Below are 19,902 nucleotides of genomic sequence, written 5' to 3' on the forward strand. Positions count from 1 at the left end.
GAAGTTAGAAGTGAAACTTTGAACTTTAAATTTCGAACTTTAAACTGTTTGTGGTTCATCCTTTTTTAGCGCAATAAAATACACATCATCCAATTGAGGAGTAACCTCAACAAAATCTTCAGAAGGTTTTTCTGAAGTATGAACTCTGATATTCAATGTATTATCTTGATTATAACTAGAAGACAAAATATCAAACAATTGTTGATTTTCTTCCAATTCTTCTCTATTGATTATTTTTTTCCAAATTTTTCCTTCCAAAGCTTTGGTTGCTTCTTGTGGAGTGGTGTGATTTAGAATAGTTCCTCCATTCAAAATTGCCATTTCATTGCACAATTCTTTCACATCATCCACAATATGTGTAGAAAAAATAACAGTGCAATTCGTACCAACTTCACGCAACACATTCAAAAAACGATGTCTTTCTGCTGGGTCTAAACCTGCAGTTGGTTCATCAACAATAATCAATTTTGGATTGTTCAACAACAATTGTGCAATACCAAAACGCTGTTTCATTCCACCAGAATAACCAGCCACATATTTTTTACGAACATCATATAAATTGGTAATTTCCAACACTTCTTTTACCAAAGCTTCTCGTTCTTTTTTATCAGAAACACCTTTTAAAGTAGCAAAATAATCCAACAAATCTAGGGCAGACATTTTTGGATACACTCCAAAAGATTGTGGCAAATAGCCCAACACTTTTCTCAATGCCATTTTGTCTTCCAAAACATTGATATCACCAAAATGAATTGAACCTGAATCAGGACTTTGCAACGTAGCAATTGTTCTCATTAAAGAAGATTTTCCAGCGCCATTTGGCCCTAACAAACCAAACATTCCAGTTCCTATTTCGATGCTCAAATTATCAATCGCTTTTACGCCATTTGAGTAGGTTTTTGTTAAATTTTTGATGACTAATTTCATTATGATGGATTTATAAATTTTTAAAATTTAGTTATTTGTGTAAAAATAGAGACTTTTGTTACAATTTTTAGAAATTATTTTCATGAATATGCTAGAAAATCGTTTTATTTTTACACAAAATTTAAAATAACTTATGTCAAATACATCAATACTCACTGAAAATTCAATCCAATTTTTAGAAAAATATCTAAACAACGCTGCTCCAACAGGTTATGAATGGGAAGGTCAAAAAATTTGGATGGAATACTTGAAACCTTATGTAGATACTTTTATGACGGATACTTATGGAACTGCAGTTGGAATTATCAATCCAGAAGCAACATACAAAGTGGTCATTGAAGGTCATGCAGATGAAATTTCTTGGTATGTAAATTATATTTCTGATAAAGGACTGATTTATGTGGTTAGAAATGGTGGCAGTGATCACCAAATTGCACCAAGTAAAATAGTAGATATTCACACAAAAAACGGCATTGTAAAAGGCGTTTTTGGTTGGCCAGCCATTCATACAAGAGATAAAACCACTGAAGAAACTCCAAAACCTGAAAATATTTTTATTGATTGTGGTTGTGCTACCAAAGAAGAAGTCGAAAAATTAGGTGTTCATGTAGGTTGTGTCATTACGTATCCAGATACATTCCACGTTTTAAATGGTAATAAATTCGTGTGCAGAGCTTTGGATAACAGAATGGGAGGATTTATGATTGCTGAAGTGGCGCGTTTATTGAAAGAAAATAACATTACATTGCCTTTTGGATTGTATGTAACCAATTCTGTTCAAGAAGAAATTGGTTTGCGAGGTGCAGAAATGATTACACAAACCATCAAACCAAATGTAGCAATTGTTACGGATGTAACGCATGATACTACTACTCCAATGATTGACGTGAAAAAAACGGGTCATCAAGAATTGGGAAAAGGTCCTGTAATTGCGTATGCACCTGCAGTTCAACAAAAATTGCGTGATTTAATCACACAAACTGCTGAAGAAAATAACATTCCGTATCAAAGAAATGCGTTGTCAAGAGCCACAGGAACTGACACAGATGCTTTTGCTTATAGCAATGGTGGTGTGGCATCCGCATTGATTTCTTTGCCTTTGCGTTATATGCATACTACTGTTGAAATGGTTCATAGAGAAGATGTTGAAAACGTCATCAAAATGATTTATCAAACGTTGTTAAAAATCAAAGGAGGAGAAACTTTTTCTTATTTTGAATAACTAAAAAGGACACGAATTTCACAGATTTCTCAAATAAATTATTTGTGGAATTCGTGAAATTAGTGTCTAAAACAATATGGACGAAATCATAGACATTTTAACTCCTGATGGAAAACCAACTGGAAAAATTGCTTTAAAATCGGAAGCACACAAAAACGGTTGGTTTCATGCCACTGTGCATATTTGGTTGTACACAAAAGAGGATAAAATTTTGTTGCAAAAAAGAGCCATGACCAAAAAAGTTTTTCCTGGTTTGTGGGATATTTCTGTTGCAGGACATATTGCTGCTGGCGAAAGTATTTTAGATGCTGCCCTCAGAGAAGTTCATGAAGAATTAGGATTGGAAATCAAAAGTGAAGATTTGCTAAAAATTGGCACACGAATTCACCAAGTTTCTCATGCAAATGGCATTCAAGACAATGAACATCATCATGTTTTTATTGCTGAATTAAAAGTTCCAATAGAAAATTTATCCATTCAAAAAGAGGAAGTTGACGACGTTCAATTGTTTGATTTGGCTGTTTTGAAAAATACTAAAAACATCGAAAATGTATTGCTTCCTAGGTTTCATGAATATTATTGTATGGTTTATGATACTATTATTGAGAGAGCACCTAATTTAGCAAGTACAAATCAAAGTGAAATTCGAGAGGATTTTCTTAAGTAGGGTAAAAGCTAGCAATAAATCATACATTTTTTTAGATGCAGTTTATTGTTTTTTCGTTCATATTATTCAAATCGAGTATTATTATTTTTTTAAATAAATTTGATTTAGAAACTTCTTGTTTCAAAATTTCTAATTCTTGATTCCTTATATTTGTTGAAATATGGTTAATTAATATAAGCCACCATTCTTCAAATTCATTAAAATACTCAGCTATTTTTTCTTCTTTTTCCTTTAAAGCAAGATTAATGTTATTTTTTAAGTCATTAATTACAACTCCACCTTTATTGTGGTCAACCCATAACATAACTTCAAAATCACTTTCAAATCTTTCATTACATTCTGAAATACTCATTACAAAGTTTTCAGAAATGTTGTATTCAAAATTATAATTTATATTTTCAGTAAAGTGATTTAAAGAATTTTCAATTTTTTTCTTGATTTTACTAAACTTTAATGGTCTTGAATAACGGATACAAACTGAATGTGTCATTTCAAAAGTTTTAATAGATTTGAAATTCAAAATAAAATTTTCAATTTTTCTAATTTCTCCAAATTCTATTTTTTCAAGGGGCTCTCCATTAAAATATTTATTTAATCTTCTAACTTCGATTCCAATTTTTTCATTCACTGTAAAGTCAGGTGGAATATTTCCATTTGGTTCAAATTCTAATTTTTGAAATCCTAAACTCTTTAAATAATCGAATGCTATTTTCTCGTCATTATTCACATTTTTCTCTTATTGAGTTTAACGTATTTATTTATAAAAGTTGCGTTTTTAACAATTAGGAATTTCCAACTGAAATTCTGAAGTTGGCAAAGAAGCAACCGACTTTGATAAAGCTAAAAGTAGTAATTTTTTATACACGGCTTTTTGAGCGATGTTTTTATATTCTCCAATTATTTTTTATAGTTTCTAATTTCGGGATTACACATGATTTTGTTTCATCATTTTCAGAAACAAAAAGTTTTATTTTGTCTTCTGCTTTTTTCTCGATCATTATTGAAAAATCAGTTGTTTTTGATTTTCCAAATATCTTTTGTCCGTTTTTTGCTGAATAATAATAGTTGATTAAAATACTTTGCCCAAAATTTGTGAATGGCAATCCTGAATTTAGAGTTAATGAAATAATAATTCCTTCTTTTACAACTCCATTTTTATATAAATTGTAATCTCTCCAAACAGGAATTAGCCCAATTGATGAAAATACAGAACCAGTTATAAAAAATATAATTGGAAGAAAATAGAAAAGATAAAATGGGAAAGAAAAAGGTTCTAAATTTTGAATTTTTGATTCATTTTCAAAAGCTTTAATTTTAATTTCATTACCTATTTTCATTTCATTAATTTTTTCAAAATCCATAGTTTGGAAGTTATCAGATTTAGTTGAACCATTTAATGAATATTCATAACTAATTTTTAAAGGGTTTTCTCCATTTATTGATACGTTATTTATTGATTTTAAGTTAGTAATTTTTGCATTTAGTTCAGTACCATTTTGTTCAATTCTTTCAAAATTATATTTTTGATAAGGCTCTAAAAATGAGTTAGATAAAACAAATACAATTGAAAGTAAAATAAAAACTGATGAGAAAACAAAAATAATTCCAAGAATTGAAAATGGTATTCTACTTTTTATAAGTGTAATTATATTTGAAAAAGTTACTTCTCTTTTATTCATTTTAATTTTAGTTTAATTTTTAAGTTTTTTTTCAAAAAATATTGCCAACTAGTAAAAATACGCAAGTTTAAATCAATTTTTCATGCAAATTACTATATCCTAAATATACCCAAAAACCCCACTCAACCCCAAAAAAAATCAAAAAAAGGATAAAAAAGAAAGCTACATAGTATCATAGCATACGTTTATATTGTGAATAATTGAATCATCGCCAAGAGGACATTGTGAAAAATCCTTTAAAACAAATCTGAATAAATATTTTATTTTAATAATATATTAATGTAAATTTCAGCAGTTTATGCTTCTAAAAAATGAACACAATTACCTACAGAATTAAGGATTTTTTAAAAGAAAATCACCCGTTTTCATTCTTAACTTCTGATGAACAATTTTTGATTGCCAAAAATATAACGATTCGTTATTATGAAGTGAATGAACTTATTTTTGAAATTGAAAAACCTGTAAATACTCATTTTTATTTGGTCAAAGAAGGTGCAGTTGGTTTGTATGCTCAAAATAACCAACTCACTGAACAATGTGATGAAGGAGATTTATTTGGTTTACGAGCCATCATCAGAAAAGACAATTACAAACTTACTGCAAAGGCTCTTGAAGAATGTATTTTATACACAATTCCATTTGAAATGTATGATGAAATTCTGAGTATAAATACAGAAGTGACTCAATTCATTATCAGCAATTTTGCTTCAAATTTAATTGCTTATGAAAAGCATTCTGATTCGCAAAAAACCATCATTTCAGAAGAAGAACTTACTGCAAAATATTCTAAAAATCCGGTAACATGCGTTAAAGAAACTACCATTAAAGAAGCTGCACTTTTAATGACCGAAAGAAAAGTGGGTTCTATTATTATTCAGGAAAATAATTTCCCAATTGGCATTATAACTGACAAAGATTTTAGAACAAAAATCGCAACTGGAAAAGTAGAAATTTCTTCAGTTGTCAATGAAATTATGTCATCACCTGTAATTTGTGTTTCAGAAAAAATCACAGTGGCTGAAGCGCAAATTGTGATGCTAAAAAATAAAATCACACATCTTTGCATCACAAAATCTGGCAAAAACAAAGAGGAAATAAAAGGGGTTTTATCTGAATATGATATTATTTTGATTCGAGAAAACAATCCTTCAGTGCTCATCAAACAAATCAAAAGATCACATTCAACTGAAGAATTAAAAAAAATACGAATTCAGGCTTCAGAATTATTGAAAAGATACTTGTTTCAAGAGTTGGATATTGATTTTATCTGCAAAATTATTTCAGAAATCAATCAAGTAATTACGGCAAGAATTATAGAGATGGCAATTGAAAAATTGAACCAAAAACCTCCAGTTTTATTTTCATGGATTTCTTTGGGAAGTCAAGGAAGAAAAGAGCAATTGCTATTAACAGACCAAGACAATGCCATCATTTTTGAAGATTCGAAAAACAATGATGAAAACAGATGGTATTTTTTAAGATTGGCTGAAATAGTGACACAAAATCTCCACGAAATAGGCTTTGAATATTGTCCAGCAAACATGATGGCTTCCAATAAAGAATGGTGTTTGAGCACGAATGAATGGAAAGAAAAATACCATTCCTGGATTTCAAAACCGATTCCGGAAAACATACTATTTTGCACCATTTTTTTTGATATAGAAACCATTTTTGGAGACGGAAAATTAGAAAAAGAAGTACAAAATTCAATTGAAAAATACCTTCAAGTATATCCTATTTTTACGAATTTTTTAGCATTGAACAGCACACAAAATCCACCTCCATTAGGATTTTTTAGACAGTTTTTATTGGAAGAATCAGGAGAACAAAAAGAACAATTTGACATCAAATCAAGAGCCATGATGCCTTTGGTGGATGCAGCTAGATTGTTGAGTATCCATCTTCAAATTAACGAAAAAAATACATTGGCCAGATTTAGAGCTTTGATTATGAAAGAACCTCAAAACGAAGAAGTATATTCCATGTGTTTTGAGGCTTTCAAAACCTTGTTAAAATACCGCACAAAATATGGATTGCTAAAAAATAATTCAGGAAGATTTATTGATTTGAATGCGCTTAATAAATCAGAAAAACTACAATTAAAAGTCTGTTTTAAAGCCGTTAAAGAAATTCAAAGTGTAGTGGTAAATAGATTTAAATTGGCAAATTTCATGTAAAATGAACTTATTTTTCAGAAAAAAATATCCCGAATTTTGGCAAAAATATGCTGCAACATTTAAAGAAAAAATCCCTTCTTTATACCAAGAAATTCGGTTTGTGATTTTTGATACAGAAACAACAGGTTTGGATTTCAAAAAAGATAAAATACTTTCTATGGGTGCTGTTGCTGTTTTAAACAGCTCAATTTGGGTTGCTGATAGTTTTGAATGCTTTGTTCATCAAACCACATTTGACAGAAAAACGGTTGAAATTCACGGAATTAGAAAAGAAGGAATTCATAAAATTTCGGAAGAAAAAGCCATTCAAGAATTCTTAGATTTTATAAAAAATGCTGTTTTGGTTGGTCATCACATCGATTTTGATGTTCAAATGATGAATATTGCTCTGAAAAATTTGGGTTTGCCAACTCTAAAAAACACGACTTTAGACACAGGAAATCTCCATAAAAAAACAATGATTGATGCAACTGATGCTCATTTTTCTTTGGATGAACTTCTCGAAATTTACAACATTGCACCTCATGACCGTCATAATTCTTTGGGTGATGCCTTTTTAACTGCGCAATTATTTTTAAAAATAATCAAGAAATTGTCAAAAAACAATACGCTTAGCATTGCTTATTTAAAAAGACCTGCTAAGCGTATTGGATTGATTTAAAAATACTTACAAAACGTTATCAATAATATCTTGAACAACTTCTGGATTCAAAAGTGTACTTGTATCTCCTAAATTGGAAGTGTCTTTACTTGCAATTTTTCGTAAAATTCTTCGCATAATTTTTCCAGAACGCGTTTTTGGAAGTGCATCAGTGAATTGAATTTTATCCAATTTTGCAATTGGGCCAATCTGTTCTGTGATAATTTGATTGATTTCTTTTCTCAAATTATCATGATCTCTAGATTCTCCAGTTTCTTTCAAAGTTACATAACCATACAAGGCATTTCCTTTGATATCGTGAGGAAAACCAACAATTGCTGATTCTGAAACTGCAGGATGTTCGTTGATAGCATCTTCAATGGGTGCTGTTCCTAAATTGTGTCCAGAAACAATAATCACATCATCTACTCTACCTGTAATTCTGTAATATCCAACCTCATCACGCAAAGCTCCATCACCTGTAAAATACATGTTTTTAAAAGTAGAGAAATAGGTTTCTTTAAAACGTTGATGATCACCCCAAATAGTTCGTGCAATAGAAGGCCAAGGATATTTGATACACAATTTTCCATCTACTTGATTTCCAGTAATTTCATTTCCAGCATCATCCATCAAAACTGGTTGAATTCCTAAAAAAGGAAGTGTTGCATACGTTGGTTTTGTAGGCGTAGAAAATGGAATTGGCGTAATCATCACTCCACCAGTTTCTGTTTGCCACCAAGTATCCACAATGGGTGCTTTCTTTTTTCCAATATTATCATCATACCAGTGCCAAGCTTCTTCGTTAATTGGTTCTCCAACAGTTCCTAGAATTTTGATGCTTGATAAATCATAATGATCTACAAATTCAACCCCTTCTTTTGCCAAAGCTCTAATGGCAGTTGGCGCAGTGTAAAATTGATTGACTTTATGTTTTTCTACAATTTCCCAAAATCTTCCATAATTTGGATAATTGGGAACACCTTCAAATAAAACTGTAGTTGCGCCATTGGCTAAAGGACCATACACAATGTAACTGTGACCTGTAATCCAACCAATATCAGCTGTGCACCAATACACTTCGCCTTTTCTATATTGAAAAACATTCTTAAAAGTATACGCTGTATATACCATATAACCAGCAGTTGTGTGCACCATTCCTTTTGGTTTTCCTGTTGAACCTGAAGTATATAAAATAAATAAAGGATCTTCAGCATCCATAATTTCTGGTTCACATTCTTTGGAAGCAGCTTCTAATAAAGGGGCTATCAAAAAATCTCTTCCCGATTTTAATGTAATTGGTGTGTTTGTTCTTTCAACAACCAAAACTGTTTCAACACAAGGACAACTTTCTAAAGCTTCATCAACGATACTTTTCAATTCGATTGATTTTGCGCCTCGAAAAGAACCATCAGAAGTGATGACCATTTTACAATCGCTGTCATTGATTCTTGTTAACAAAGCTGTTGATGAAAAACCTGCAAAAACCACAGAGTGAATAGCACCAATTCTTGCACATGCCAACAACGAAACTGCCAATTCAGGAATCATTGGTAAATAAATACAAACTCTATCACCTTTTTTTATTCCCTTTGATTTCAGCACGTTAGCCATTTTATTGACACGCTCATGCAATTCATTATAACTGATATGAAGTGCGCCTTCATCAGGATTGTTGGGTTCAAAAATGATGGCAGTTTTGTCTCCATTTGTGTATAAATGACGATCGATACAATTTTCTGTGATGTTCAATTTTGCACCTTCATACCATTTTATTTCAGGAATTGAAAAATCCCAACTCACTACTTTGTTCCATTTTTGTCTCCAAAGAAAATGTTCTTCTGCAATTTCCTCCCAAAACAATTCAGGATTTCTTACTGAATTTCGATACACATGGAAATATTCTGGAAAATTTTTGATGTGATAATTACTCATGATGTTATTATTTTAATGAATTTTAAATGATGTTATTCTTGAAGCAGTAGATTAATTTCTGCAATTATTTTTTTGGTTGAAAATGGTTTTGTAAAATATTGGTCAACACCTAATGAAAAGCCTTTTTCAATATCTTCTTTTTTACTTTTTGCTGTTAAAAAAACCACTTTTACGTCTTTTAATTTTTCATTTTGCTTGATGATTTGCAGTGTTTGATACCCATCAACTTTGGGCATCATAATATCTAAAAGTATGACATTAGGAAGTTCTTTTTTCAAAATTTCTATAGCCTCACTTCCATCTCTAGCAATATAAACTTCAAAATCTTGTTTTTTAAAAGCATATTCTAATGCCATTAAAATATTTGGTTCATCATCAACTATCAATATTTTTTTCATTTAATTCAGAGGCATTTTTATGTGAAACTTTGCACCATTTGTATAGGAATTGTCTAACCAAATAGTGCCCTGATGTTTGTCTATAATTTGTTTGCAAATCGCCAATCCCAATCCAGTTCCAATAGGTTTTATCGTATTTTGATTTTTAGACTGAAAAAACTTGTCGAAAATAAATTCCTGATCTTGTTCAGAAATGCCTTTTCCATTATCTGTAACACTTATTTTTAGCTGTTTATCTTCAAAAAGATACTCTATAGAAATCAATCCTTCATTTGGTTCAACAAACTTTATAGCATTGGCAATCAAGTTCGTAAATACTTGAATCATTCTATCTTCGTCATAATTAATTGTTACAGAATACGTTGATTTTTGTAAGATAGTACAATTTTTTTTGGCAGCCATTGTTTGTAAAGAAGCAATAGATTTAGCAATGGTTTTTGAAATATCATTGGTTGTTTTGATAAGTTGATGATGTTCACTTGATAGTTTTTCAAAATCTAAAATGGTGTGAATCAATCTTGACAATCTTTCAGAATCTTGCAGCATATTGTTCAGAAACTGTTCTTTCATTGGTGTTGGCATTTCAGCATCATCCAATAATAACTCTGTAGTTGCTCTAATTCCTGTCAAAGGAGTTTTTAGTTCATGAGCAACAGTATCTAAAAATTCATCTTTTTGTTTGTCTTTTTCAACAAGTTTTAGATTTGCTTCTTTTAACTGATTTGCCAAATTAGACAATTCCAAAGATTTTTCTTTAAAAGCTTTACTTTTTGCAATTGCTTCCTTTGATTCCTCCAAAATCCGAAGAACTTCAACCAAACTAATTTCTTCCTCTTTGACAACACTTTGAATCAAAATTTTTGAGGAAGCTGAACCAATAGAACCTGTGAGTAATTGTTCGGAAAAATGAATCAATTTAGCATCAGCAAACTGGGTATTTTTGGGCAAATTGTATTTTGCAAAAAAGATATTCAGTGCTCTTGTCGCTTTTTCTTGTCCTAAAAAACGCATTAACACTTCTTTGATATCGCTCACATAAGCTTCGCCTTTCCACACAAAAGCACTATCCTGCAAATCAGTAAAATTTTTACTATCTACAAACATTTCAGCATAATTTCGTTCTCTGTAATTTCCTTTAGAACTCAATGAAAAATAAACATAACAGAAAGTGTTTACAGAAAAACTCCAAAAAAAAGCATGTGTTGGAGGCGTTAAAAAATCAATTCCCAACAAAGCATGAGGTTTAAAAGCAGGTATCGAAAATAATCCTTCTTTTAAAAACGCTGGATCTAAAGAATTTGCTTCTAATAAAAAAGGAACTAAAAGTGTGAAAAAAGTAATCAATAATCCCGAAAAAATACCAATAATTGCCCCTTTTGAAGAACCTCTATTCCAAAATAATCCAATAAAAAATGAGGGTGCCAATTGCGCAATAATTACAAATGCAATCAATCCAATTGAATACAAAGACATTTTTGCAGAAAAACTATAAAACAATGAATATGAAACTATTATGATAAAGAAAATAGCAAATCTTCGAATATTCTTTATAAATTTTTCATTTTTTTCTGGTTCATTTTTGACAAATTTTGATAAAAATCCATAAGGAATAATCAAATTGTTGCTAATCATTATAGAAAGCGCTAATGAAGAAACAATGACCATAGAAATTACAGCCGATAATCCACCTAAAAAAACCAATATTGCTAAAAAAATATTGCCTTCAGAAAGTGGTAATAACAAGGAAAAATATTCCGCATTTACTTCATTTCCAAGACGAATTTTTCCTGCCCAAGCAATAAAAACAACAAAAATATTGAAAAGCAATAAATACAAAGGAAAAAGCCAAATTGCCGTTTTCAAGTGTTTTTCTCTATTGTTTTCTAAAACCGCCACTTGAAATTGTCTTGGCAATAAAAAAATAGCAATGAATGATAACATGATGGTAAAAAACCAGTTAAATCCACCTTCAAAACCTCCTAAAGTCACTAAACTTTCAAAGTTTGGTTGGCTTTTAAATTGATGGACAATATCTGTGGTGCCATCAAATAAATAATAGGTACAATAAATTCCGATAATGATAAAAAAGAGCCATTTAATCAATGATTCAAAAGCTACTGAAAAAATAATTCCTCTTCTCTTTTGGGAGGCATCTGTGGTTTGTGTACCAAATATTGCTGCAAAAATTGCTAAAATTAGAGCGATATAAAAAGTAGAATCTGTAAAAATTGAATTCGATTTCATCAAACTCTTTTGAGTCATAATTTCAAACGTTTCTGAAACAGATTTTAGTTGTAAAGAAGTGTAAGGAACTATTGCCATCAAACAAACAATGGTAACTAGCGCTCCTAAAAAACGATTTTTTCCATAACGCAGAGAGATGAAATCTGCCAATGATGATATTTTGTGTTGTTTTGAAATCCGAATTACTTTTCTTAACAAAATAATCCATAATGGTGCTGCAATGATTGGTCCTATGTAAATGGCTAAAAAACGAACTCCTTGTTCAGCAGCTTCTCCAATACTTCCATAATATGTCCAAGCTGAGCAATACACACCAAAAGAAAGTGTGTAAATGATAGGATTATTTACCCATTTACTTCGTTTGTTTTTTTCAGCAAAAAATGCTATCAAAAATAACAACGCTAGATAGAGAATAATAATGGCAAATAAAACAAAACTACTCATAGAATCTTTTTAAAATCACAAAAGAAATAATGACAGAAATAAGACAAATCACTCCAATTGAAATATAAAAAACAGGAATACCAAGAATCAAACTTGGAGAATTGAACAAGAAAACAAAGGGCATATTTAGAATAAAAAATAGCCCTATTGCTTGTAAAATGAGTTTTTGTTCGTGCCTTTTTTTCAAAATGAAAATTTCTATTTGATGAGGCAACTTTAAAAAAGTTGCCTCAATTACTATTTATTTTAATGAGACGTTGCTTCTCCAGCTCCAGAAGGAATTCTAATATTTTCAACAATTTCAACAACATATTTTGGAGGAGCTTTGGTAAATCTTGATACCACAAACGAAACTACTACGTTACAGATCATTGCAATTGTACCAAAACCTTCTGGTGAGGTTCCAAACCACCATTCGCTGCTAGGCAAAGGCTCCATTACACCAATCAATCCAGTTTTGAAACGAATCATGTAAAATAACATCAACGTTATCCCAACAATCATCCCAGAAACGGCGCCTTCTTTATTCATTCTTTTGTCAAAAATTCCTAAAATAATGGCAGGAAAAAAGGAAGCTGCAGCCAATCCAAAAGCCAATGCAACAACAGCTGCCACAAAACCTGGAGGATAAATTCCAAATAAACCTGCTATGACAATTGCCACAAAAATGGAAATCCTTGCCCACATCAATTCTGCTTTATCAGAAATATCTGGTTTTAATTGTTTTTTAATTAAATCATGAGAAATAGAGGTTGAAATTACTAATAATAATCCTGCAGCAGTTGACAGTGCTGCTGCTAAACCTCCAGCAGCAACTAAAGCAATTACCCAATCAGGAAGCCCTGCAATTTCTGGATTTGCCAATACCATAATATCATTATCAACATACAATTCATTGGCTTCTGTGCTTGGATTCGAAATTAATCGTTCACCAGAATTTCCTCTATTTTCTTGATAAATAGGTTTTTTCCCATCCAAAGCATTCCCTTTTACATATTGAATTTTACCATCATTATTCTTATCTGTCCAAGAAATTAATCCCGTATTTTCCCAATTTTTAAACCACTGAGGGATTTCGGTATATTGTTTTTCACTTACAGTTTCTATCAAATTAGTTCTAGAAAAAACTGAAATTGCAGGAGCAGTTGTATATAAAATTGCAATAAATAGCAATGCTAAACCAGCAGATTTTCGAGCATCTTTCACTTTAGGTACTGTAAAAAAACGAACAATCACATGAGGCAATCCTGCTGTACCAACCATTAATGCAAGTGTTATTGCAAAAACATCCCAAGTGGATTTTGTTCCAGAAGTATATTCTTTAAACCCTAATTGTGTATGCAATGAATCTAATTTATCTAATAAATAAACCCCATCTTGACCTGTGCTACCCATTCCAATTTGTGGAATAATATTGCCTGTCATTTGAAAAGAAATGAAAATTGCGGGTACCATAAAAGCAAAAATCAATACACAATATTGGGCAACTTGAGTGTACGTAATTCCTTTCATTCCGCCTAAAAAGGCGAAAACTAGTACAATAACCATTCCTATAATCACACCATAAACGATGTCTATTTGCAAAAATTGAGAGAAAACAATTCCAACTCCTCGCATTTGTCCAGCCACATAAGTAAAAGAAACAATCAAAGCGCAAATGACAGCAACTGTTCTTGCGCCATTTGAATAATATCGATCTCCAATAAAATCTGGTACTGTAAATTTTCCAAATTTTCGTAAATAGGGTGCTAAAAGTAATGCTAATAACACATAACCTCCAGTCCAGCCCATCAAATACACTGACCCATCATACCCAGCAAAAGATATAATTCCAGCCATTGAAATGAATGAAGCTGCACTCATCCAATCAGCAGCAGTTGCCATCCCATTTGCTAATGGAGAAACTCCTCCACCTGCAACATAAAATTCTTTTGTAGAACCTGCTCTGGCCCATATAGCAATTCCAAAATAAAGTGCGAACGTAATTCCGACGATAATCCAAGTCCAAGTTTGAACATTCATAATTGTTAGTTTTTAAAAGTTGATATTGATTACTTTTCGTCGTAACCGTATTTTTTGTCTAGTTTATTCATCAATCGTACATATACAAATATGAGAATGACAAATACATAAATTGAACCTTGCTGAGCAAACCAAAAACCAAGTTTAAAGCCTCCCAATCTAAATTGATTTAGTTCTTCTCGGAATAAAATTCCACATCCATAAGATACTAAAAACCAGATTGTTAATAGTATTATTAAATATCGTATGTTTTCTTTCCAATATTTTTTTGCGTTGTTTGTAGTTGACATAGGTATAAATTTAAAGATAAATCATTGCTTGAAGAGTTACTGTGTTGAGTGATGAAAAACCAAATTTTTGATGTTGGTATTCTAAAGTTAATTTTGAATTATGCCCATTGAAATAGGCATTTGCACCAAGACCAAAAATATTTCTATTATCTTGTGTAGTATCGTATGAATTATTTGCAAAAGAAATGTAAGGTTGAAATCTTGTTTTTGATAAATCACCAGCAAACGTATATCCAACATGAGAATACATCATAGATCCTGTGCCATAAGCATTGAATAGATAATTTTTTCCATAATTATTATGTTGATAAACTGCATAAGCTGTAATTGAACTATGATCATCAGAAAGTGGTGCATCATAAAAAGCATCCAATCCAAAAATGGAAACATTTTCACCAGAAATATTTCCTTGATTATCAGCAATTACAGCTCCATTGGGATGTGAAAAAAATCCAAAACCAAGATTGAATATTCTTTTTTCACCCAAATAACTCCCAACTTTAAAGGGTAAAAAGTTAGATTCTTGATCTAAAAAGTTATAATCAAAATATCCTGCAAAGGTTTTTCCAGCCTTTTTTGTACCTAATAATCTTGCACCTGCATAAACAGCATCAGCGTTATTAACAGGATTTCTGGCATCTAATCCATTTATTACAGCATCGTTTATAGCCATTCTATATTGAAGCTTTCCGAAATTTCCTTTAAAAAAAATTCCAACATGCCTCACAAATTGATCTGACAAACCTAATGTTGACCAAGATTGTCTATTGTTATCAAGAGTTAAAAAATTGAGAGTACTTTGATTATTAAGTCTAGAAATTCCATTAAAATAATGCAAACCTGCTCCAACTGTATGGTTTTTTGCGATTTGATACTGTACCCAAACATCATGAAAAAAAAGTTGAGAAGCTTCACCTTTTCCAATTGGAGACAAGTTAGAGGCGTTCAAACTATTCAATCCGAAGTGAGTCAGTATTAAAAATTTGCTATCGAGTTGTGCATACATTAAAATTCTTGCACGCCTTACATTAAAACTGGTATTTGATGCATTCTCAGCGACTTGATCAGTGTAAGTTGCTTGCACTTGAGCCCAAGAAATAATTCTTATATATTTTTTACCATTTTCATTTAAGGATACTTTAATTCCACCATCATAATTTGGTGAACCCTGAGAAAATGCTTTAAAAGAAAGAATTAATAAAAAAGCAACCAGGATGTTACGAAGATTTCTCATAAGTTTTTGATTGATAAATTGGTTATTGGTTGATTAAACTTTCAACGAATGTCAACAAAAAGGGATTTGAAAAAAAATTATATATAGTTTATTGTTAATTTAACATATCTATTCTTTAAATCGTTCCCATTTTATGAGCATGAATTTATCTCCAAGTTCAGTAACTACAACACCTGCACCTTTTAAATTCTCCGTTTTCTGAAAGTACGTTGACAATTCTAAAGCGTTCAAAATCTTATATGTTGGATGATAATTTTTATTTATTGGCCTTTTGACTCCATATCTTTTTACCCAATTCAAAATACTTACATGCGAAATCCCCAAGATTCTTTCAATCTCTCTATAACTTAAACCTTCTAAATATAATTGCAATGCTTTATTAACAAAATAATCATCTATCTTTTTACCAAGCTTATTTACAGTAAAATTATAATTGCATTTTTTACATTTATAGCGCTGACGATCGTTTACTACACCGCTTTTTACATATTCTTCTGACAAACAATTGGGGCAAGTATTTAATTTCATATATATTTTTTTAGCATAGATATATTAATTAAGCAATAATATTAAAAAAAATAGAATTAACACGAAAAAAATATAATTTGTATGGTATATTGTTATTATTTTCATTTTAGTGATGTTAGAGATTTTTATTGATAATTGGTATTTAGTAATTTTATTTTTCAGTGTGGCATTGCTTTATGCTTCAGTTGGTTTTGGGGGTGGCTCAAGTTATTTGGCTATTTTAGCGTTGTCATCGATTGCTTTTACAGAAATGAGAGCAATTGCGCTTTTTTGTAATATTGTTGTTGTTACTGGAAACGTTTTTTTATTTTACAAACAAAAAATAATTGATTTCAAAAAAATAATTCCTCTTGTAATCTTCAGTATTCCAATGGCTTATGTTGGTGGATATGTAAAAATCACAGAACAACTTTTTTTTATTCTATTAGGATTTACATTGTTATTTGCTGCAATTACGATGTGGATTTCCAAAAAAATATCTTCAGAAAAAGAGATGACAAACAACTCAAATTTTCTAAAAAATTCAGGTTTTGGAGGTTTGATTGGTTTCATTTCTGGAATGGTTGGAATTGGTGGAGGAATTTTTTTATCCCCACTTTTGCATCTAACAAATTGGGATACTCCCAAAAAAATTGCTGCTACTTCAAGTGTTTTTATTTTAGTGAATTCATTAGCAGGTATAGGTGGTCAACTATCAAATCCAAACTTTACTGTAAATTGGCATCTAACATCAATTCTTTTAACAGCAGTTTTTATTGGAGGACAAATTGGAAATAGATTGAGCTCAAAATTTCTAACTCCTATCTTACTAAAAAAAGCAACTGCTGTTCTAATCGCATTTGTAAGTATTCGAATTTTGATAAAATATATAATTTAACTTTTGTTTAATTATTTTAACTTTTAATTAAACATTTTTAGTTTGATTAAGTTCTAAATTTGTATCGAACTTAAAATTGAAATCATGTTTATTAAAAAAATTATTCCATTCGCATTAGTTGCAATTATTACTTTATCAACAGCAGCAAACAACACAAATCCTAACAAGGATAAAAAACAATCTACAACACAAAATTCAACGCAAGAAACAATTGTGGGAGTTGCAGTTGGAAATGAAAATTTTTCAACATTGGTTGCAGCAGTAAAAGCAGCAGGGTTAGTTGATGTTTTGAATAGTGATGGTCCATTTACAGTATTTGCTCCTACAAATGCTGCATTCAGCAAGTTGCCAGAAGGAACAATTGCTACTTTATTAAAGCCAGAAAATAAAGAATTATTGACTGCAATCTTAACGTATCATGTTGTTAAAGGTAAATTTTTAGCAGCTGAAGTATTGAAAGCAATCAAAGATAACAAAGGTAAGTTTGAGATTAAAACTGTACAAGGAAACACGCTAACTGCATCTTTAAAAGGCGGAAAAGTAATTTTGACAGATGCTAAAGGAAACGTTTCAACAGTGGTAATGACAGACGTAGCTGCATCCAATGGAGTTATTCATGCAATTGACACGGTAGTAATGCCAAAATAATTAAACTGTTTTATTTTTTTAACATTTTGTTAAACAAATAATTTGTATCTTTACAGTGTAATTCAGTAAAATATTATAAAGTAAACACTTCTCATAGTTATTTTGCATTTTGTGCGAAAATTTTAAAGAAGTTTTTTGGTTGATTGATTGAAACCACTACTTAGGTAGTGGTTTTGTCATTTTAGATACGTATCTAGAATTCTTTGAATTGTAATCTGAATAATTCGCTTATGAAATTCTGAACTATTCTTTACATATACTTCAAATTCTTCAGATGAAAAATGACCAATGAAGATTCCTAAAACTAAGTGTTTGAAATTGATATCTTTTTCAAAAATATTTTGAATGATATCTCTTTTTTTTTGATCATCAATTATTGCAAATTGAATTTTTCTTTTTGTAACATAGTTTTGAAATAATGCTAAAATCAATTCATGTTGCATTTTAATGATTGGTCGCAAAGTAGCATTCTGAAATGTTTCAATTTCTAATGTTTTTTCTGAAACGATATGATTTAAAATAGGTCTTTCTTTAGGCATGTGTGATGTTATCAAGTTCAATTTGAAAATCATATTGCAAATCTTCATGCAATTTTTCAATGGCTTTTGTAGCCATTTTTAGTTGAGATTCATATACATTTTCCAAACGTTGACTTTGATGAATGGAAGGTTTCATCATTTTCAGGTTTTTGCAAAAATGTAATAAAAGGGAAGCTTCTGTCTCCTTATTTTTGGAATAACGAATGTATTTTTTGGTCTGAGTTAGAATTTTACGAACAGTTTTTCTGATAAAAAAATAGTTTTTTGTATTAATTTCAGAAAATTGTTCGTCCATTTGAGCTTTTACAGACGTTATGTATGCTTCTTCGTTTTGAGATTCAAACAACAAATAGGTCAATAATTCTTTATTTTCTTTTTTAAATCTTGACAAATGCAAACACAACTCTTTCAATTCATTGTTCGATTTATAAGAAAGTTCGTCTTTGAGTTGTTTGAGGGTTACTGATTTCATTTTGAAAGAAAATCCATCACATTTTTTTCAATCCTTCCCAATACATTCAATGTATCCGCTTTCACGAAATGATCTCCTGTGATTTGTTCATACAATTCGATGTATCTATTGGAAATTTCAATGATTTTTTCGTCAGACATTTCAGGAATTTGTTGACCATCTTTTCCTTGAAATCCATTTTCTATCAACCATTGACGCACAAATTCTTTCGATAATTGTTTTTGAGCTTCTCCCCTATTTTGTCTTTCTTGATAACCATCTGCATAAAAATAACGAGAAGAATCTGGTGTGTGAATTTCATCAATCAACACAATTTTTCCATCTTTTGTTTTTCCAAATTCGTATTTTGTATCCACCAAAATCAAACCTCTTTTTGCAGCAATTTCTGTTCCTCTTTGGAATAATTTTCGGGTATAATCCTCTAAAATTAAGTAATCTTCTTCAGCAACAATTCCTTTTGCTAAAATATCTTCTCTTGAAATGTCCTCATCATGTTCGCCATTATCCGCTTTTGTTGAAGGTGTAATCATAGGTCCCGAAATTTCGGGAGAAAATTTGTCATTTTCTTTCATTCCATCAGGCATTTTCACGCCACAAAGCATTCTTTTTCCGGCTTTATATTCACGAGCTGCATGACCAGACAAATACCCACGAATGACCATTTCAACTTTAAAAGGTGAGCATAAATGACCAATAGCTACATTTTCATCAGGAGTTGCTATCAACCAATTAGGAACAATATCAGCAGTTTCATTCATCATTTTTGTTGCTATCTGATTCAAAATCTGACCTTTAAATGGAATTTGGCGTGGCATAATAACATCAAAAGCTGATAATCTATCTGTTGCAATCATCACCAAAAGTTCGTCATTGATATTATATACTTCTCTTACTTTTCCTTTATAAACAGATTTTAAATTCGGAAATTGAAAGTTGGTTTCGTTAATTGTATTCATGAA

At 30.7% G+C, this 19,902-nt stretch carries 19 protein-coding genes; 6 read left to right on the forward strand and 13 right to left on the reverse strand.

Annotated features, from left to right (window positions below; all coding sequences use genetic code 11):
- Window positions 1-39 precede the first annotated feature (39 nt).
- A complete protein-coding gene (locus tag IU405_RS12505; protein WP_197438949.1) occupies window positions 40-927 on the reverse strand; it encodes an ABC transporter ATP-binding protein in 888 nt (295 codons plus the stop codon).
- 133 nt (window positions 928-1,060) lie between these two features.
- On the opposite strand from IU405_RS12505, the gene IU405_RS12510 reads away from it, so the two are divergent.
- Together IU405_RS12510 and IU405_RS12515 are read left to right on the forward strand one after the other, a co-directional pair.
- Window positions 1,061-2,149: a M42 family metallopeptidase gene (locus IU405_RS12510; RefSeq protein ID WP_197438950.1), complete on the forward strand. Its 1,089-nt coding sequence runs from the start codon at window positions 1,061-1,063 to the stop codon at window positions 2,147-2,149.
- A gap of 76 nt (window positions 2,150-2,225) precedes the next feature.
- Window positions 2,226-2,816, forward strand: coding sequence for an NUDIX hydrolase (locus tag IU405_RS12515; protein ID WP_197438951.1), 591 nt, complete (start codon window positions 2,226-2,228; stop codon window positions 2,814-2,816).
- A 31-nt stretch (window positions 2,817-2,847) separates the two neighbouring features.
- On the opposite strand, the gene IU405_RS12520 is transcribed toward IU405_RS12515, so the two are convergent.
- Both IU405_RS12520 and IU405_RS12525 read right to left on the reverse strand, forming a co-directional pair.
- On the reverse strand, window positions 2,848-3,543 hold the full coding sequence (locus tag IU405_RS12520) for a hypothetical protein (protein ID WP_197438952.1): 696 nt from the start codon (window positions 3,541-3,543) through the stop codon (window positions 2,848-2,850).
- Between the two features lie 157 nt (window positions 3,544-3,700).
- Window positions 3,701-4,495: a hypothetical protein gene (locus IU405_RS12525; protein ID WP_197438953.1), complete on the reverse strand. Its 795-nt coding sequence runs from the start codon at window positions 4,493-4,495 to the stop codon at window positions 3,701-3,703.
- 311 nt (window positions 4,496-4,806) lie between these two features.
- Between IU405_RS12525 and IU405_RS12530 the strand changes: the two genes are divergently transcribed.
- Window positions 4,807-6,672: a DUF294 nucleotidyltransferase-like domain-containing protein gene (locus tag IU405_RS12530; protein ID WP_197438954.1), complete on the forward strand. Its 1,866-nt coding sequence runs from the start codon at window positions 4,807-4,809 to the stop codon at window positions 6,670-6,672.
- A gap of 1 nt (window position 6,673) precedes the next feature.
- A complete protein-coding gene (locus IU405_RS12535; RefSeq protein WP_197438955.1) occupies window positions 6,674-7,333 on the forward strand; it encodes a PolC-type DNA polymerase III in 660 nt (219 codons plus the stop codon).
- 6 nt (window positions 7,334-7,339) lie between these two features.
- Here IU405_RS12535 and acs read toward each other — a convergent pair whose 3' ends face one another.
- The 7 genes from acs to IU405_RS12570 all read right to left on the reverse strand — a co-directional run bounded on the left by acs (window position 7,340) and on the right by IU405_RS12570 (window position 16,407).
- Entirely contained in the window at window positions 7,340-9,247 is a 1,908-nt protein-coding gene (gene acs / locus IU405_RS12540) for an acetate--CoA ligase (protein WP_197438956.1), read from the reverse strand.
- Window positions 9,248-9,279: 32 nt separating this feature from the next.
- Window positions 9,280-9,645, reverse strand: coding sequence for a response regulator transcription factor (locus tag IU405_RS12545; protein ID WP_197438957.1), 366 nt, complete (start codon window positions 9,643-9,645; stop codon window positions 9,280-9,282).
- Window positions 9,646-12,333, reverse strand: a complete 2,688-nt coding sequence (locus IU405_RS12550) for an ATP-binding protein (protein WP_197438958.1) — start codon at window positions 12,331-12,333, stop codon at window positions 9,646-9,648.
- A gap of 246 nt (window positions 12,334-12,579) precedes the next feature.
- Window positions 12,580-14,355, reverse strand: a complete 1,776-nt coding sequence (locus IU405_RS12555) for a sodium:solute symporter family protein (RefSeq protein WP_197438959.1) — start codon at window positions 14,353-14,355, stop codon at window positions 12,580-12,582.
- A 29-nt stretch (window positions 14,356-14,384) separates the two neighbouring features.
- Window positions 14,385-14,645, reverse strand: coding sequence for a DUF4212 domain-containing protein (locus IU405_RS12560; RefSeq protein WP_197438960.1), 261 nt, complete (start codon window positions 14,643-14,645; stop codon window positions 14,385-14,387).
- A gap of 10 nt (window positions 14,646-14,655) precedes the next feature.
- The gene (locus IU405_RS12565) at window positions 14,656-15,879 is read right to left on the reverse strand and encodes a hypothetical protein (protein WP_197438961.1); all 1,224 of its coding nucleotides are present in this window, start codon (window positions 15,877-15,879) and stop codon (window positions 14,656-14,658) included.
- 108 nt (window positions 15,880-15,987) lie between these two features.
- On the reverse strand, window positions 15,988-16,407 hold the full coding sequence (locus IU405_RS12570; RefSeq protein WP_197438962.1) for a terminase gpP N-terminus-related DNA-binding protein: 420 nt from the start codon (window positions 16,405-16,407) through the stop codon (window positions 15,988-15,990).
- A 112-nt stretch (window positions 16,408-16,519) separates the two neighbouring features.
- On the opposite strand from IU405_RS12570, the gene IU405_RS12575 reads away from it, so the two are divergent.
- Entirely contained in the window at window positions 16,520-17,284 is a 765-nt protein-coding gene (locus tag IU405_RS12575) for a sulfite exporter TauE/SafE family protein (protein ID WP_231749717.1), read from the forward strand.
- A 90-nt stretch (window positions 17,285-17,374) separates the two neighbouring features.
- Window positions 17,375-17,932 (forward strand): fasciclin domain-containing protein, encoded by a 558-nt coding sequence (locus tag IU405_RS12580; protein ID WP_410896753.1) that lies wholly within the window; start codon window positions 17,375-17,377, stop codon window positions 17,930-17,932.
- A gap of 176 nt (window positions 17,933-18,108) precedes the next feature.
- Here IU405_RS12580 and IU405_RS12585 read toward each other — a convergent pair whose 3' ends face one another.
- The 3 genes from IU405_RS12585 to IU405_RS12595 are packed head-to-tail and all read right to left on the reverse strand — an operon-like array spanning window position 18,109 to window position 19,899.
- Entirely contained in the window at window positions 18,109-18,471 is a 363-nt protein-coding gene (locus tag IU405_RS12585) for a glyoxalase (protein WP_197438964.1), read from the reverse strand.
- On the reverse strand, window positions 18,464-18,943 hold the full coding sequence (locus IU405_RS12590) for a hypothetical protein (RefSeq protein WP_197438965.1): 480 nt from the start codon (window positions 18,941-18,943) through the stop codon (window positions 18,464-18,466). The genes IU405_RS12585 and IU405_RS12590 overlap by 8 nt, the downstream gene beginning before the upstream one ends.
- Complete coding sequence (locus IU405_RS12595) at window positions 18,940-19,899, reverse strand: phosphoribosylaminoimidazolesuccinocarboxamide synthase (RefSeq protein ID WP_197438966.1); 960 nt, start codon at window positions 19,897-19,899, stop codon at window positions 18,940-18,942. Before IU405_RS12595 ends, IU405_RS12590 begins: the two co-directional genes overlap by 4 nt.
- Between the last annotated feature and the right edge of the window lie 3 nt (window positions 19,900-19,902).

This window comes from Polaribacter sp. BAL334 (genome assembly GCF_015767435.1).
GTDB lineage: Bacteria > Bacteroidota > Bacteroidia > Flavobacteriales > Flavobacteriaceae > Polaribacter.

What these genes read in the sequence shown, in the direction of transcription:
- IU405_RS12590 (WP_197438965.1), bottom strand. Translation starts at nt 18,943, where the DNA reads ATGAAATCAGTAACCCTCAAACAACTCAAAGACGAACTTTCTTATAAA.
- IU405_RS12510 (WP_197438950.1), top strand. Translation starts at nt 1,061, where the DNA reads ATGTCAAATACATCAATACTCACTGAAAATTCAATCCAATTTTTAGAA.
- IU405_RS12530 (WP_197438954.1), top strand. Translation starts at nt 4,807, where the DNA reads ATGAACACAATTACCTACAGAATTAAGGATTTTTTAAAAGAAAATCAC.
- IU405_RS12505 (WP_197438949.1), bottom strand. Translation starts at nt 927, where the DNA reads ATGAAATTAGTCATCAAAAATTTAACAAAAACCTACTCAAATGGCGTA.
- IU405_RS12525 (WP_197438953.1), bottom strand. Translation starts at nt 4,495, where the DNA reads ATGAATAAAAGAGAAGTAACTTTTTCAAATATAATTACACTTATAAAA.
- IU405_RS12545 (WP_197438957.1), bottom strand. Translation starts at nt 9,645, where the DNA reads ATGAAAAAAATATTGATAGTTGATGATGAACCAAATATTTTAATGGCA.
- IU405_RS12575 (WP_231749717.1), top strand. Translation starts at nt 16,520, where the DNA reads ATGTTAGAGATTTTTATTGATAATTGGTATTTAGTAATTTTATTTTTC.
- IU405_RS12515 (WP_197438951.1), top strand. Translation starts at nt 2,226, where the DNA reads ATGGACGAAATCATAGACATTTTAACTCCTGATGGAAAACCAACTGGA.
- IU405_RS12565 (WP_197438961.1), bottom strand. Translation starts at nt 15,879, where the DNA reads ATGAGAAATCTTCGTAACATCCTGGTTGCTTTTTTATTAATTCTTTCT.
- acs (WP_197438956.1), bottom strand. Translation starts at nt 9,247, where the DNA reads ATGAGTAATTATCACATCAAAAATTTTCCAGAATATTTCCATGTGTAT.
- IU405_RS12595 (WP_197438966.1), bottom strand. Translation starts at nt 19,899, where the DNA reads ATGAATACAATTAACGAAACCAACTTTCAATTTCCGAATTTAAAATCT.
- IU405_RS12570 (WP_197438962.1), bottom strand. Translation starts at nt 16,407, where the DNA reads ATGAAATTAAATACTTGCCCCAATTGTTTGTCAGAAGAATATGTAAAA.
- IU405_RS12535 (WP_197438955.1), top strand. Translation starts at nt 6,674, where the DNA reads ATGAACTTATTTTTCAGAAAAAAATATCCCGAATTTTGGCAAAAATAT.
- IU405_RS12585 (WP_197438964.1), bottom strand. Translation starts at nt 18,471, where the DNA reads ATGCCTAAAGAAAGACCTATTTTAAATCATATCGTTTCAGAAAAAACA.
- IU405_RS12550 (WP_197438958.1), bottom strand. Translation starts at nt 12,333, where the DNA reads ATGAGTAGTTTTGTTTTATTTGCCATTATTATTCTCTATCTAGCGTTG.
- IU405_RS12555 (WP_197438959.1), bottom strand. Translation starts at nt 14,355, where the DNA reads ATGAATGTTCAAACTTGGACTTGGATTATCGTCGGAATTACGTTCGCA.
- IU405_RS12560 (WP_197438960.1), bottom strand. Translation starts at nt 14,645, where the DNA reads ATGTCAACTACAAACAACGCAAAAAAATATTGGAAAGAAAACATACGA.